Consider the following 13,919-nt stretch of genomic DNA (forward strand, 5'->3'; position numbering starts at 1 on the left):
CGGGGGAACCGTGAGCGAGCAGCCACCGAGCCGACCGGATGACGACCGCTCGAGTCCGCACGACCCGACGTCCCTCCCGCCGCCGGTGGACCCGTTCGGCCCGCCCGCGGGCAGCAGTCCGGCCACACCTGGCGGCTACCCGCCGCCGGGCTACGACCCGCAAGCTTCCGGACCGCCACCCGGTTATGGGCCGCCCACTTATGGGCCACCTGCTTATGGGCCACCTGCTTATGGGCCACCTGCTTATGGGTCGCCGCCCGGATACGGCGCTCCCGCCGGCGGCCTGCCGCCCACCTACTACGCCGGCCCGCAGGATCCGCTGGTCAGCGCCGACTTCAGCGGCTGGTGGGACCGCAGCTCCCGGCTGATCCGCGCCGCCTGGCAGCCGCTCGCGCTGATCCAGCTCATCGCGGCCGTCCCGCTCTTCGTGGTCTCGGTCGCCACCACCCTGGTCACCAACAGCGACGTGGTGGTCAGCGAAAGCACCGACTTCGACGCCGCGACCTTCTTCGGTGCGCTGTTCGGGATCTTCGCGCTGTTCCTGATCCCCGTGGTCCTCGGTCTGATCACCCAGTTGGCCGCGCTGCGTTACCTCGTACAACTTGCTCTTGGTCAGCCCATCACCATCGGCCAGGCTCTGCGCAGCGTGCTCGGCCGCGCGCCCGCCCTGCTCGGCTGGGCCATCGTGGCCGGCCTGATCATACTGGTCGGCTTGATCCTCTGCGTTCTGCCCGGCCTCTACATGATCGCGGTCGTCGCGGTGCTGCCCGCGATCGTCCTGCTCGAACCCGGCAAGGGCCTGGGTCGCGCGTTCGAACTGTTCCACGCCGACTTCGGCGCCGCACTCGCCCGGATCGCGACCCTGATGGGCATCACCATCGGCATCAGCTTCGCCACCTCCTTCATCCTGGGCGCGCTCACGCCGGCCACCGACCCGGCCGTCGCGACCGTGGTCCTGACCGAACTCGTCACCGCGGCGTTCTCGGTCGCCATCGGCATCGTCTTCTCGCCCATGCTGCTGACCGCGTACGCCGACATGCGCGCCCGCAAGGAGCCGTTCTCCACCGCCTACCTGGCGTCGGAGCGGTAAGGGTCCACCTCCTCGGGGTCCCGCCCCACCGCCGAGCGGCCGCCGTCGACCGGGATGATCGCCCCGCTGACGAAGGCGGCCTGCTCGGAGAGGAGGAAGGCCACCACGTCGGCGACCTCGGTGGTCCGTCCCATCCGGCCGAGCGGCTGCAGCAACCGGATCTCCCGCTCGAAATGGGCACGTTCCGCGGCGGCCAACCCGGCCAGGTGACCCTCGGACCGCTCAGTGGCGACAGAGCCAAGGGCAACAGCGTTTACCCGTACGCCCAAAGGCCCGTAATCAACCGCCAAAGCGCGAGTCACCCCCTCGATCGCTGCTTTCGCCGTCGCGTAGGCGAAGGCGCCACGAACGGCCCGCTGCCCCTGGTGGGACGACACGTTCACGATCGACGTACCGGCCGGATCCCCAGACAGGAAGTGCCGGATCGCCGCGGCGCACCCCACCACCACCGGGTCCAGGTTGCGCCCGACCAGGTTCAACACCTCACGCGCCGGGGTCTCGTGCAGCCACGCGTCCCGGAACACCGCCGCGTTGTTGACCCACCCGCGCAGCGGCGCCATCCCCGCCGCCGCCCGGGCCGCCCGGTCGGCCACCTCCTCGCTGGACGCGTCGCCCACGATCGGCAGCAGCCGCGCGGCCGCGGGATGGTCCTCGGCCCACTCCAGCGCCGACGCGTCGAACTCCACGATCGCCACCGCGTCGCCCGCAGCCGCGAGCCGCTCGACGATTGCCCGGCCGACGCCCCGGCCGCCGCCGGTCACCACGTAAGAGGCACCCACCCGTCGATTCTTCTACGACGAGCGGCCCAGCGCCTCTTCCGGGTGGCTCGGCATGCGCCACTCCTCGGCACGACTTCCGGGAACGCCCTGAACCGCCCGCTCCATCGCCTCGTCGAGCCGGGTCCGTGTTAGCTGCGACCTCGTTCCATAGCCGGGGCGTTCCCCGGGGCCGGGCGGCTGAACGGTACAAACCGTCCATGTCGCCCGGCGGCGCTCGGGGGACGGCGGTCTATGGGAACTGCATCCGACGTGGGCGGGGAATGACCGGGGGCGGAAGGGGCAGGTCGTCCAAGTGGCTCCAGTTGAGCGAGCCGTTGTCGGTGGACTTGATCTCACCGAGGCAGGCGCGGAGCAAGCCGAGGTGCGGAGCACCGGCGAAACCGGCGATCACCACCTCGGGTCTGGGGTTCATCTTGGCGATGGCCGCGCAGATCTTGGCGACTTCACGCTCATCGACGGCGTCGAGGGGAAGCGGCGTTTCGGCCTGGGAACGGCGCCACGGCGGCCCGAAGCGGCGCAGCAACTCCCGGGCGAGCCGGCCGAACGAGCGGCCGACCTCGGCATCCTTCATGGACAGCCGGGCGGACTGCCCGTAGCACCAGGGCACCACGACATGTCCGTTGATCACGACGAGTTGGTAGACGGATTTGGGAACACTGATGATCTCGGCGCCGGGGAGCGTGCCCAGGAACAGCACCAACTCCTCGTACGGAAGCGGCCATCGCGGATTCGCGAGTACTCGTTCCATGGTCTGCGTCATAGCGGGGTGGGCGTTGACCTCGCGGTCGATCGCGGTGCTCAACGCCTCCGGTACCCGGGTCCACAGTTCGCCGGCAATCTTTTCGCCGAACTGTTCGACCACCCACTCGCTCGGACCGACCAGAACGTCTGGGCGCATTCGTTACCACCACCGTCCGTGTCGCGGGCGTTACTGCTGGCTTAGAAGAGTTCCACTTCCAGTGATCGACTGGAAGGGTCCACTTCCCACATCGCAGAAACGCTCATGAATGAAATCCAGCGCGACGATCAGAACTGAGCCACGACGACGGAGCCGCAGGTCCAAGCGGTGCAAAACATGCAACTTGCACGGCGAACCGCGCGTGCAAGTTGCATGTCGGCCTCATAATTCGAACCGCACCCATAGTGAATCACCGCCTTATTTCAAAGTCGTGACCACCACGCAAACTTCCACCCACAGTTACGATCCACATTGCCCTCACCAGCACCACCATCCTCATGATCATGAATCCTCCATGACCATGGGCGCGCTCCCATTCGATCACCCCGTCGCCGCACCCCCCGATCCCTCAAGATCAACCACAGAACCCGCAGCCACCCTCTTAACCACCCACCTGTCAGATTTCCGTCACTTGCCCAGCGACACGGCCCAGCGGGCACCTTTGTGTCCCTATAGGCCGCATTTATCCGTTGCAGCCAGACGGTCCAAAGTCCACTACGTGGACAAGATCTCCACCCAGATACCGGGACGCCGCCTGGGCCCGACGGAAATCTGCGTCGCTGCCTTCGACCCCGCGTCAGGCCGCTGGGACCAACCCGACCATCGGCCCCGACTCACCCTCCGACCACGACTTCGGCTCGTCCAGAACAGCGGCCGGCAACGGCCCGTCGATCACCTCGAGCGCGGGCCACGAAACCGCGAAGATCTGCGCCGCGCCCCGGTCGACCAGCCGGCGCACCACCCGCCCGGCCAGGGCGATGGCTTCGGCGTCGGTCAACCCGAAGTGCGCGCCGCGCATGCCCCACACCAGCTCGTAGAGCCCGAATGTGCCCTGTTCCAGCAGATCCTGCGCCTGCTGCGTGAGCCACGATTCGGCGTCGTTCTCGCTCACTTGGGTCCTCACAGGGTCGGATTGCCGGCAAGGGGAATCTTCAGCGCGACACCATTCTGGCAAACCTCGGCGTACGGCCCCCAGGTCACCGGTTCGGGCCGGCTCCCCGGCGGATAGCCGGGCATGATGCGCACCTGGCGGCCTCGGTTGTGCGGGTCACCGTAGACCGACCCACCGCCGGCCCGGCTCGGTCGAGCCACCCAGTCGGCCGGAATCCGCGCCTTCACGTCGTCCGCGGTAAGGCCGCGCAACTCGTCCGGGTCGAAGTCGGTGGGCGCGCCGATCTTCTTGTTTGGTTCGCGAGGCGCCTCCGGGACACCGCTACCACGGCCGTGCAGCAGCCTCTTGAGCTTGTCGATCAGCCTCGTCAGACGATCGCCCTCGCTCACCAACCTCCGCAAACTCGCGATCAGATCCCGCAACCACCCCGCGATCCGCGCCCCCCACGAAGCGCAGAGCGCCCCCACCTGCCCCACCACAACCGGAGCAGCCAGCCCCCCGGTGGCGAGCAACTCCCCCGCGTACACCACCAACCGGGAAACCACCACCGCGACCGCATCCCGAACCATCAGCCGCACAGTCCCGATGAGAACCCCGGCGCCCTCGGTCATCGCCGCCATCGCCTCGGCGGCCTGCCCCAGGGCCGCAAGAGTCTGCCCCCGCCCCGAAGCCCAGGCCCGATACGCATCCCCCGCCGCGCCGGCCCACTCGGTCGTGTCCCAGCGGACCGCCCGCTCCAGCCCTTCCGCCTCACTCCCCAGCGAAGCCGCCACGTTCCGCCAGGTCTGCGCATGTGCCGCGATCTCGCCCGGATCGCCTGCCAGCCAGTCCAGCGCCTCCGCCAGCGGCTCCACGTGTTCGAGCAGCCACGCGATCCCGTACTGGAGCAGCACCCCCACCGGATCCACCGCCAGCGCCAGCGCGTCCAGCCCGCCGCCCGCCACGCCCAGGGTGTTCTCGACCCAGTTGCCCGAGCGGACGCCGGCCGCGATCATCTCGATGTCCTCGGCGATCCAGATGCCCGCCCAGGGCGCCGGCCCGGCGTCGGCAACCGGCGCTGTCACCGGCCCGGCCGGAAGGTCTGCCGAAGGTCCGCCGCCTCGTACTCCTGCGCCGTCGTGCGGACCCGCTCCGCCGTGTCCCGCACCGAAGCCGCCGCCTGGTCGATGCCGTCCACCAGCACGTCCTGCAGTGCGCCCAGCATCAAGGGCAAGATCAACCCCATTTCCCCGTACGCGTGAGAGCTCGGCCGGACGACCCGGCCGGCTCGGGCGGCGGTGGTCACCCGATCGGCGATGGCCGCGACCGTGCCGGCATGGGTGACCAGGTCGGGATGCCGCACGCCGACGTACCTATGCATCCGGGTCACCGAGCCGGCCGGTGTAGGACGCGATGATCGCCCGGCCGGTCGCCGAGTCCGTTCCGACGGTTTCGTCGGTGGCCGCGGCGACCGCCGTGACCAGGGCCGCCCGGGCCTGCCGCAGGGTCGCCATGATCTCCCGGGCGGTGTCGGCCGCCGGGCGCTGCCGGATGCGCTCGTCCAGGGTCAGCGCCACCAGGTCACCCGTCGCACCGACGGTGACCTCGACCAGGTTGTCGTCGCTGCGGGCCGTGGCCAGCAACCGGGTGAGCCGCGCCGACAGGTCCCGGGTCTGAGCGGCGCGCGCCTCGATCCCGGCCTGCCAGTCGTCGACCCGGCGCTCGGCCGCCTCGAAGTCTCGACCGTCGAACATGGACGACCTCCATCGAGAGTTACCAAGTCGGCACACACGGTAGCCACACGTGCCAAGCCTGCGCGGAATTGTCGGAGCCCCGCGCTACCGTCGCCGGGTGACACCGAACGCCCTCAGCCCGGCCGTCGAGGCCGCCCGCGTCGTCGATGCGGTCCTGCGTGACCTGCGCACCGGTGACCATCGCGGGGTGGTGGTCGACTCGCCGCCGGGCGCCGGCAAGTCGACCCTGGTGGTGCGGGCCGCCGGCGAGCTGGCCGCGCCGGGCGCGCCGTTGATGATCGTGGCGCAGACCAACGAGCAGGTCGACGATCTGATCGAGCGGCTCGGTCAGCGGTCGCCGGGTGTCCTGGTGGGCCGGTTGTCCGCGGTCGACTACGCGCCGAGCGACCGGGTCCGTGAGCATCCGGCCTGCCGGGTCGGCGCCAAGGTGGCCGATCTCGGCGCGCCCGCGGTCACCATCGGCACGGCCGCAAAGTGGGCGACCGTGTCCGAGGGCGTCTGGCCGTGGGCGATCGTCGACGAGGCGTACCAGATGCGCTCCGACGCCCTGCTCCGGGTCGCGCCGCGGTTCGAGCGGGCACTTTTCGTGGGCGACCCGGGCCAGCTCGACCCGTTCTCGACCGTCGAGGTCGACCGCTGGACCGGCCTGTCCTGGGACCCGATGCAGTCCGCCGTGGCCGTCCTGCTGCGACACAACCCCGACCTGCCGGTGCACCGCCTGCCGGTGTCGTGGCGCCTGCCGCACACCGCCGCCCCGGTGGTGGCCGAGGCGTTCTACCCGTTCACCGGCTTCCGCTCGGGCACCGGCCCGGGCGACCGCACCCTGCACTTCGACACGGCCGGGTCCGGTCCGCTCGACGACGCCCTCGACGCGGCCGCCGCCACCGGCTGGGGGTTGCACGAGCTTCCGGCCCGGTTCACCATCCGCACCGACGCCGAGGCCGCGGCGGCCTGCGCGGCGCTCGCCGGCCGGGCCCTGTCGCGGGGCGCCGGCACCGCGTCCGAGTCGGGCGGCGGCCCGCTCACCGCCGGCCGGCTCGCGATCGGCGCGGCCCACCGTGACCAGGTGGCGGCGATCCGGGCGCTGCTCCCACCCGAGGCGGCCGGCGTCACGGTCGACACGGCCAACCGCCTCCAGGGCCGGGAGTACGACCTGACCGTCGTCCTGCACCCGCTGTCCGGCCGGCGCGACGCGACCGCGTTCCACCTCGAGTCCGGGCGGCTGTGCGTGCTCACCTCCCGGCACCGGCACGGCTGCGTGGTGGTGGCCCGGGCGGGCATCGCCGAGTTGCTCGACGCGCACCCGTCGACCGAGCCGGTGCATCTGAACGTGCCGGTGAAATTCCCCGACGGCTGGGAGGCGAACCAGTCGATACTCACATATTTACATCAAGGAGTGTCGCGAAGACGACACAAGTCGCTACTTTAAGTGAATGGCGGTCTTCACGACGGCGGGGTCCATTCGCGACGACGCCTACCGGCCCATCCTCCGCCCGCGGCGCGGGGAACTGACGGCGTTGAGCCACCTGACACCGGACGACGCGGTCCGGGTCACCCCGATCCTCGAGCTCGAGCCCGGTCCGAGCATCCTCCCGCTGATCCGGCAGATGCCGCCGCGCACCGGTGCCATCGCGATCGACCTCGGTGCGCTGCCCGACCCGGACGACCCCATGGTGGTGCCCTCACTCGACCTGGCCGAGGAGCTCTCCGACCTGGGCGTCGCCATGTTGCCGGTGCTCAGGGCGTACGACAGCAATCGACGTCTCGCCGCACATGGCCTGGCGGCACGCATGCACCTGCGCCGCGCGGTGTTGCGGCTGAGGCCGCACATCGACGCCGGGAATCCGGCGGCCGCCTCCGAGGTCACCGCCCGGCTGCTGAGCCGCGCCCACCTCGAGGTTGACGAGGTCGACCTGCTGATCGACCTGGCCGAGACGGCCTGCGCGTCGCATGCGGACGCGGTCGAGGAGCAGGCCCGCCGGGTGCTGCGCTGGGCCCGCAGCATGCCGTGGCGCTCGGTGAGTGTGGCGTCCGGCGCGATGCCGCCCAACCTCGACGACCTGCCCACCGATCGCCCGGTCACGGTGGGCCGGCTGGACGCACGAGTGTGGGCGCGGCTGGGCGAACCGGGTATCGGATATGCGGACTACGGCGTGACCTCCCCGATCCGGCGGCACGGCGTCCAGCGGCACCGGCAACTGCCGACGCTGCGGTACACCGCCGAGCACAACTGGTGGATCTACCGCTGGTCACGCCGCGGCGGACGCAGCGACGACCGCTGCCACGACCTGTGCCGCACGCTGGTGCGGTCGCCGCACTGGCCGGCCGCGGGCGCCCGGTTCTCCTGGGGTGACGCCGAGATCGCCCGGCGGGCGCGCACAGCGCACGGCGGCGGCAGTCCGGCCAGCTGGATGTCGTGGAGCACGTCGCACCACATCGCGCACGTGCTCCGGACGCTCTGAAAACTGTCGTACGCTTGTTCTAATGTCACTGACAGCCGCCCTGGCATACGCCCGGCACGGGATCCCGGTCCTGCCGGTGCACACGCCTGGCCCGAGCGGCGGTTGTTCCTGCGACAGAGGAGTGCGATGCGACAGTCCCGGCAAACATCCCCGGCTACGGCACGGCCTGACCGACGCCAGCACCGACCAGCGCCTGATCGAGATGTGGTGGGCCCGCTGGCCGTCGGCCAACGTGGGCCTGTGCACCGGCATCGCGATGGACGTCGCCGACATCGATTCGCCCGAGGGCTGGCACGGCCTCAGCCACCTCCTCGGCGGCACGCTGCCGCCAGGCCCCCGGGTCCGCACGGGCGGCGGCGGGTGGCATCTCTGGTTCCGCCCGCTGGGCTATGGCAACCGCGTCCACCTGCTGCCCGGCCTCGACTGGCGCGGCCTCGGCGGCTACGTGGTGGCCCCGCCCTCCCGCCACGTGAGCGGCGCCGGCTACCGCTGGGTGCGCCCTCCGGATGACGACCTGCCGCCCGGTCCCGCCGCGCTGCGCGCCCTGATCGAGGGTCCCGCTCCCGCTCCGTCGGCGCACCGCCGGATAGCCCACCCCCAGCAGTACGGCCGGGCCGCACTGGCCGCCGAGGCCGACCGGGTCGCGACCGCGGTGCCCGGCACCCGCAACGACACGCTCAACCGGGCGGCCTTTGCGCTGGGCCGCCTGGTGGGCGCGGGATTGCTCGACACGAGCGACGTGACCCGCGAGCTGGATGCGGCCGCGCGGCGGTCCGGTCTGGGCCGGGCCGAGACCCGCCGCACCATTCGTTCGGGCTTGACGGCCGGCCGGCGCGCACCGATCGATCGCGAGCCTGCCCCGCATGTAGCGTGATCCAAAGTTAGCCCTAATGATGGTGGCCATGACCGATCACCGGGGCCTGAAGCCATACGACGTCGAAGTCAGTTTGCCGACCGGACGCGACACCGTCTGGCAGGCCGTGACCCAGCCGCCGCTGCTCCACCAGTGGTTCGGCTGGGAGTACGACGGACTCGACGCCGAGATCAGGCAGCTCTTCGTCGACGAGGCGACCATGTGGGCCCCGGAGCGCATGGGCTGGGCCGACGGCTCGTTCCTCGAGGTGACCGGCGACGACGACCAGGCCACGGTGCGCGTGCACCGCGAAGGCTCGGGCCCGTCCGGCCCCGAACGCTACGACGCGATCGAGGAGGCGTGGCGCGCCTTCCTGACCCAGCTGCGCTTCCTGCTGGAACGCGCCCCCACCGGCCGCCGCCGCACCCTCTACCTGACCGGCCTGACCACCGGCCCCAAGGCACTGGCCCTGGCCACCACCGACTGGGACCGCTTCGGCCCCCGCACAGCCTCAACCGTGGACCCAGCCGGCCACCTCCTGGTCGTCTCCAGCCGAGCCCCCCTAACCACCAAATCCCCAGCCCGCACCGAACTGATAGTCACCACCTACGGCCTGGACGACGACGCTTTCGACGCCCTGCAAAAAGACTGGACCAACCGCTGGTCCCCCATAGCCACCAACGCCGAAACCACCACAGCCACCGACCCCGCCCCCGACAACTAGCCCCACCCCCACCAGCAGCCCTGTCACTCAGACCGAGCCCCGCACCCCACCCCGAGCCCGCACCCCACCCCGAGCCGCACCCCACCCCGAGCCCGCACCGCACCGCACCGCACCCCGAGCCCGCACCGCCCCAGCCCGAGCCGCACGCCCCACCGGAGCCGCACCACTCCAGCCCGAGCCGCACGCCCCACCGGAGCCGCACCACTCCAGCCCGAGCCGCGCACCTCCTTCGCGCGGCTCGGCCCAAAGCCCAGTCCGACCACCCGCCAATGCCGATCCCTGCCCGGCCAGCCCGATCCGGTTGCTCAGCCCGGCTATCCCCCAGCCCATTTCATCCAGCCCATTCAATCCAGCCCATTCATCCAGCCCATTTCACGGAGCCCCATTCACGGAGCCCCATTCACCCAGCCCCGCCGGCCAGTCCAATCCGGTTACTCAGCCCGGCCACCCGCCCGGCCAGCCCATCCACCCAGCCCAAACCGGCCCGGCGACGGCTGAGCGACCCGGCCACCACGACAAAGAGCCGCAAACTCGCAGCCCAAGCCACCCCGCATCCCCAAGCCGTCGTGAACAGGACCCCACTCCCAGAACCGCCGGCGGACATTTTGCGACGGCCCAAGCGACGAAGACCCCTCAATGCGGCGAATTCGTGGAGTTCGGGTCACTGGAGACTTCTGCATGGATAGGTAGAGGACTCACTGGCAGACACAAACTCCGCAAGATCGGCGGGTCTCGTGCCTTATGCGCAAATTGCGAGTTAGAGGCACCGGGCCGGGGTGAGGCGGGGGATGGATCGGGCGAGTGACTACCCGCCGGTTCGGCGGCCTCGAGAGGCAACCGCATGCGGCTGTGAACGCTCAGCATTCGGAAGGCCCGCGCCCTGAGCACGAAACCGGGGAACCCCACGCACCTGCCCGCGGCCTGCCGAGCAGCCGGCCCGCTCCAACCTCTCGCCCATAAGCCACCCATAACCGCCTGATCGGGGCTCGATCACCAAGCCCCCGTCCCGGTAGCCTGTCCCTCTTGGGCGCCCGGGGGGCTACTTGTGCTGCGGGGAGACTTGGTCGAAAAGGCGGCGGGAAGCGTTCTCGGAGATCCGGCGAGGCTGCGTTCGGTGCGCCGCCTCGGGCTCGGACCTCGGGCTGACGCCGCGTTCGACCGGATCGCTGTTCTGGTTGAGCGTCTCGTTGACGTCCCGGTGGCGCTGGTCACGGTCCTGGACGCCGACCGGCAGTTTCTTCCGGGGCAAATCGGACTGCCCGATCACATGGCCGAGGCGCGTGAGATGTCGTTGAGTCACTCGCTCAGCCAGCACGTCGTCGAGGACGGGCAGTTGCTGATGGTGTCCGATCTCCGGGCCGATCCGCGTATGCGGGACAACCGTGCCGTACGCGATCTTGGTGCTGTTGCTTTTGCCGGGGTTCCGCTGACCGACTCCGAGGGGCAGGTGCTCGGCACGCTCGCGGTGATGGACCGCGAACCCCGGGTGTGGACCCGCAGCGAGGTCGCCCTGCTCACCGAACTCGGCGAGGTCTGCTCCTCGGAACTCCGGCTGCGGATCGCGCGCGAGGTGGCCGACGAAGCCCGCCGCCACGCCGAGTCGGCGCACGACCAGCTCACCCTGCTCAGCGAACTGACCGAGGCCCTGTCCGCCACCTTGGACGTCGACGAGGCCCTGGGACGGCTCGGCCGAATGGTCGCCGGCCGGCTCTCCGACTGGTGTTTCGTCGCGCTGGCCGAGTCGGCCCGGTCCGTGCGGCACGCGTCGGTGGCGCACCGCGACCCCGCGTACGAGAAAGAAGCCGGTGAGCTCAACCTGCTCGCGCCCACCGCACGCAAGGAGATCCGCTCGATGATCGCCGCGGTGCAGCGCACCGCGATGCCGATCCGCCGCGACCTGGCCGACCCCGCCACGCTGCCGCTCCTGATCGCCGACCCGCGGATCGCCGACCTGGTCGCCCGGCTCGGCTTCGGCTCGTTCCTGATCGCGCCGATCACCGCCCCGGTGGGCCGCCGGACCGCGGGCGTCCTGATGCTGGTCAACGGCCCGGAGCGGGGCCCGTTCGGCGAGGCCGAGGAACGAACCGCCGCCGAAATCGGGCGCCGCGCCGGCCTCGCGATCGACAACAGCCGCCTCTACGGCCGCCAGCGCCGCGTCGCCGAGGTCCTGCAGCAGAGCATGCTGCCCGACCTGCCGCACATTCCGGGCATCGAACTGCACGCCAAGTATCTGCCGGCTCAGGTCGGCGCGGCCGTCGGCGGCGACTGGTATGACGCGTTCGTCCAACCCGACGGCAGCGTCATGCTCGCGGTGGGCGACGTGGCCGGCCACGACATCGAAGCCGCCGCCACCATGGGCCAGGTCCGCAACCTGGTGCGCGGCGATGCCTACGGCCGCGACGACGACCCCGGGCCCCTCTTGACCCAACTCGACCGGGCCCTGCACGGCCTGGCCGTCCCCGCCGCTGCCACCGCGGTCCTGGCCCGTCTGCGCCGCGAAGACGACGATTACTCCCTGACTTTCGCCAACGCCGGCCACCCTCCCCCCGTACTGCTGCGCCCCGACGGCGAGGTGGAGGTGTGGTGGGAGTCCCCCGAGCCCCTACTCGGCCTGATGCCCGGCGACCCCCGCAGCACCCACCGCCGCCGCATCCCCCCGGGCTCGACCCTCCTGCTCTACACCGACGGCCTGGTCGAACACCCCGCCCAACTGATCGACGACGGCATCGGCCGCATCCGAGCCGTCCTCCGCAACAACCCCACCGTGCCCGCCGCCGACCTCTGCTCCCGCCTCATCGAAACCGCCACCCGCCGCGACGACGACATTGCGCTCCTGGTCATCCGCCTTCTTTAAAAAGCTTTGGGGGTACGCGCTGCGACGAGTCCCGTGAGGAGCGGACATCCGGGCGTGCGGCAAGCCCATCACCCGGCTGCCGGGCTGACCCGTCGTGGCACAACGGCTCGCAGGCTCCGCCCGCATCGCCCCCCGACAACCGCGGAGGGTGTCACCGGTTACCGCGAGGGCTCGGTGCGCGGCTCGGGCGGGCCGCCGTGGGTCCATGGCGTGTCGGCCGGGTCGGGGAAGGACGCGCCTGGGCGGTACGCCTCGCTCAGGGTCGTCAGCAGCAGGTTTTCGCCTACTGCCGGGACGCTGCCCGGTTCGGCTACGAGTTTGCGGCCCATGCCGCCGGACAGTTCGAGCAGCACGTCGAAGCCGGCCGGGGTGGCCGTCACCGAGATGACGCGGGCCTTCTGGGCCGGGCGGGCCGGCGAGGTCAGCGTCGCGCCGGGCTCGACGCGTACCGGCTCGGTGGTGGCCACCATGATGCGCGGGCGCAGCACCGGGCGTTTTCCGCTGTCGTCGATGCGGTCCGGGTTGGCCAGCGTCACCTCGCCGGCGAAGGCCGTGCCGGTCAGCCGGTACTCGGCCATCACCAGCGGATCGTCGAAGGCCCGCTGCACCGCGTAGCGGGCCGCCGCGTTCTCCAGGCGCTGGAGCCGGGCCGCCGCAGCCACCGCACCGTCGCGCCGGGGCTGGGGCGCACCGTCCTCGGCCAGGTGCTGCACGAACGCCGAGTAGGTGTCCCGGTCGCCGTCCCACCGCGACGCGACCCGGGCCCCGGGCGGCAGCCCGCGCAGCAGGTCGAGGGCCCGCCACATCTGCTGCCAGGTGGGCAGCAGCAGGTCGTGCAGCACTTCCTTCAGATCCGGCGACGACTCGGCGATCAGCGGCGCCAGCACCCGGTTGTCGAACTCCGGATCGGTGGCCGGTCCGGCCACCGGCCCGCGCTCGGCGACCCGCGCCGCTTCGGCCCCGTCCTCGATCCACGCGATCAGTGAACCGAGGTGCGCGTCCTCGGCTCCGCTCTGCCCGGTGGCCCAGTGCAGGCCGAGCGCCTGCACCGCGTTGGCCAGCAGCGCCGACCCGGGCACCTCCGCCGAGTTGGCCAGGAACGTCAGCCACTGCCCGAGCAACGGCACCGAAGCCGGCACCGGATGCTCCCCGTCCACCCGCCGGAACCGCGTGGACCGCCCGAACAGCCGCAGGAACTCGACCCCGCCGCCGTTCGGCACCCACACCTGCGGCGCGTCCACGAACCGGTACCGAACATCCCGCCCCCGGTCAACCGCAACCGCCTCGGTCTCCCCCGAAAACGATTCCAGATAACCCACCACGTGCTCGGCCAGCCCGGCCGCAAACGCGAACCGTTCATCCCGGTTCCGGGGCTGCCGCACCACCAACAGATGCGGCGCCCCCACCGAGGTCCCCACCATCGCGGCCAGCGGCGCGTTGGCCTCCCCCGCCATGGCCAACGGCACCAAAACCAACGGCCGCCCCTGAACATGCAGATGCCGAACGGTGGCAACCGGCTGAGCCCGCCCCGCCACAACAGCCTGAGCCCGGGCCAATGCCACCAACGTGCTCAC

General features: G+C 71.1%; 13 protein-coding genes. 6 read left to right on the plus strand and 7 right to left on the minus strand.

Annotation, left to right across the window (positions count from 1 at the left end; translation table 11 throughout):
* Positions 1-10 precede the first annotated feature (10 nt).
* Positions 11-1,090: a hypothetical protein gene (locus Ari01nite_RS16040; RefSeq protein WP_203782049.1), complete on the plus strand. Its 1,080-nt coding sequence runs from the start codon at positions 11-13 to the stop codon at positions 1,088-1,090.
* Here the strand turns inward: Ari01nite_RS16040 and Ari01nite_RS16045 are convergent.
* From Ari01nite_RS16045 to Ari01nite_RS16070, 6 genes are all read right to left on the minus strand, one after another.
* Positions 1,069-1,869, minus strand: a complete 801-nt coding sequence (locus Ari01nite_RS16045) for an SDR family NAD(P)-dependent oxidoreductase (RefSeq protein ID WP_203782050.1) — start codon at positions 1,867-1,869, stop codon at positions 1,069-1,071. The genes Ari01nite_RS16040 and Ari01nite_RS16045 overlap by 22 nt on opposite strands.
* A gap of 229 nt (positions 1,870-2,098) precedes the next feature.
* Positions 2,099-2,767, minus strand: a complete 669-nt coding sequence (locus Ari01nite_RS16050; RefSeq protein ID WP_203782051.1) for a hypothetical protein — start codon at positions 2,765-2,767, stop codon at positions 2,099-2,101.
* Between the two features lie 637 nt (positions 2,768-3,404).
* On the minus strand, positions 3,405-3,719 hold the full coding sequence (locus tag Ari01nite_RS16055) for a hypothetical protein (RefSeq protein ID WP_203782052.1): 315 nt from the start codon (positions 3,717-3,719) through the stop codon (positions 3,405-3,407).
* An 8-nt stretch (positions 3,720-3,727) separates the two neighbouring features.
* Positions 3,728-4,783: a WXG100 family type VII secretion target gene (locus tag Ari01nite_RS16060; RefSeq protein WP_203782053.1), complete on the minus strand. Its 1,056-nt coding sequence runs from the start codon at positions 4,781-4,783 to the stop codon at positions 3,728-3,730.
* A complete protein-coding gene (locus Ari01nite_RS16065; protein ID WP_203782054.1) occupies positions 4,780-5,079 on the minus strand; it encodes a type VII secretion target in 300 nt (99 codons plus the stop codon). Before Ari01nite_RS16065 ends, Ari01nite_RS16060 begins: the two co-directional genes overlap by 4 nt.
* Positions 5,072-5,452, minus strand: coding sequence for a YbaB/EbfC family nucleoid-associated protein (locus tag Ari01nite_RS16070; protein WP_203782055.1), 381 nt, complete (start codon positions 5,450-5,452; stop codon positions 5,072-5,074). The genes Ari01nite_RS16065 and Ari01nite_RS16070 overlap by 8 nt, the downstream gene beginning before the upstream one ends.
* Positions 5,453-5,549: 97 nt before the next feature.
* Between Ari01nite_RS16070 and Ari01nite_RS16075 the strand changes: the two genes are divergently transcribed.
* From Ari01nite_RS16075 to Ari01nite_RS16095, 5 genes are all read left to right on the plus strand, one after another.
* Positions 5,550-6,881, plus strand: coding sequence for an AAA family ATPase (locus Ari01nite_RS16075; RefSeq protein ID WP_203782056.1), 1,332 nt, complete (start codon positions 5,550-5,552; stop codon positions 6,879-6,881).
* Positions 6,882-6,885: 4 nt separating this feature from the next.
* Positions 6,886-7,914, plus strand: coding sequence for a beta family protein (locus Ari01nite_RS16080; protein ID WP_203782057.1), 1,029 nt, complete (start codon positions 6,886-6,888; stop codon positions 7,912-7,914).
* A 22-nt stretch (positions 7,915-7,936) separates the two neighbouring features.
* Positions 7,937-8,788: a bifunctional DNA primase/polymerase gene (locus Ari01nite_RS16085; protein ID WP_203782058.1), complete on the plus strand. Its 852-nt coding sequence runs from the start codon at positions 7,937-7,939 to the stop codon at positions 8,786-8,788.
* A gap of 28 nt (positions 8,789-8,816) precedes the next feature.
* Positions 8,817-9,491, plus strand: coding sequence for an SRPBCC family protein (locus Ari01nite_RS50925; protein WP_203782059.1), 675 nt, complete (start codon positions 8,817-8,819; stop codon positions 9,489-9,491).
* Positions 9,492-10,605: 1,114 nt separating this feature from the next.
* Complete coding sequence (locus Ari01nite_RS16095; RefSeq protein ID WP_239162789.1) at positions 10,606-12,345, plus strand: SpoIIE family protein phosphatase; 1,740 nt, start codon at positions 10,606-10,608, stop codon at positions 12,343-12,345.
* 158 nt (positions 12,346-12,503) lie between these two features.
* On the opposite strand, the gene Ari01nite_RS16100 is transcribed toward Ari01nite_RS16095, so the two are convergent.
* A complete protein-coding gene (locus Ari01nite_RS16100) occupies positions 12,504-13,919 on the minus strand; it encodes a hypothetical protein (protein ID WP_203782061.1) in 1,416 nt (471 codons plus the stop codon).

It is taken from the genome of Paractinoplanes rishiriensis, assembly GCF_016862375.1.
Classification (GTDB): Bacteria; Actinomycetota; Actinomycetes; order Mycobacteriales; family Micromonosporaceae; genus Actinoplanes; species Actinoplanes rishiriensis.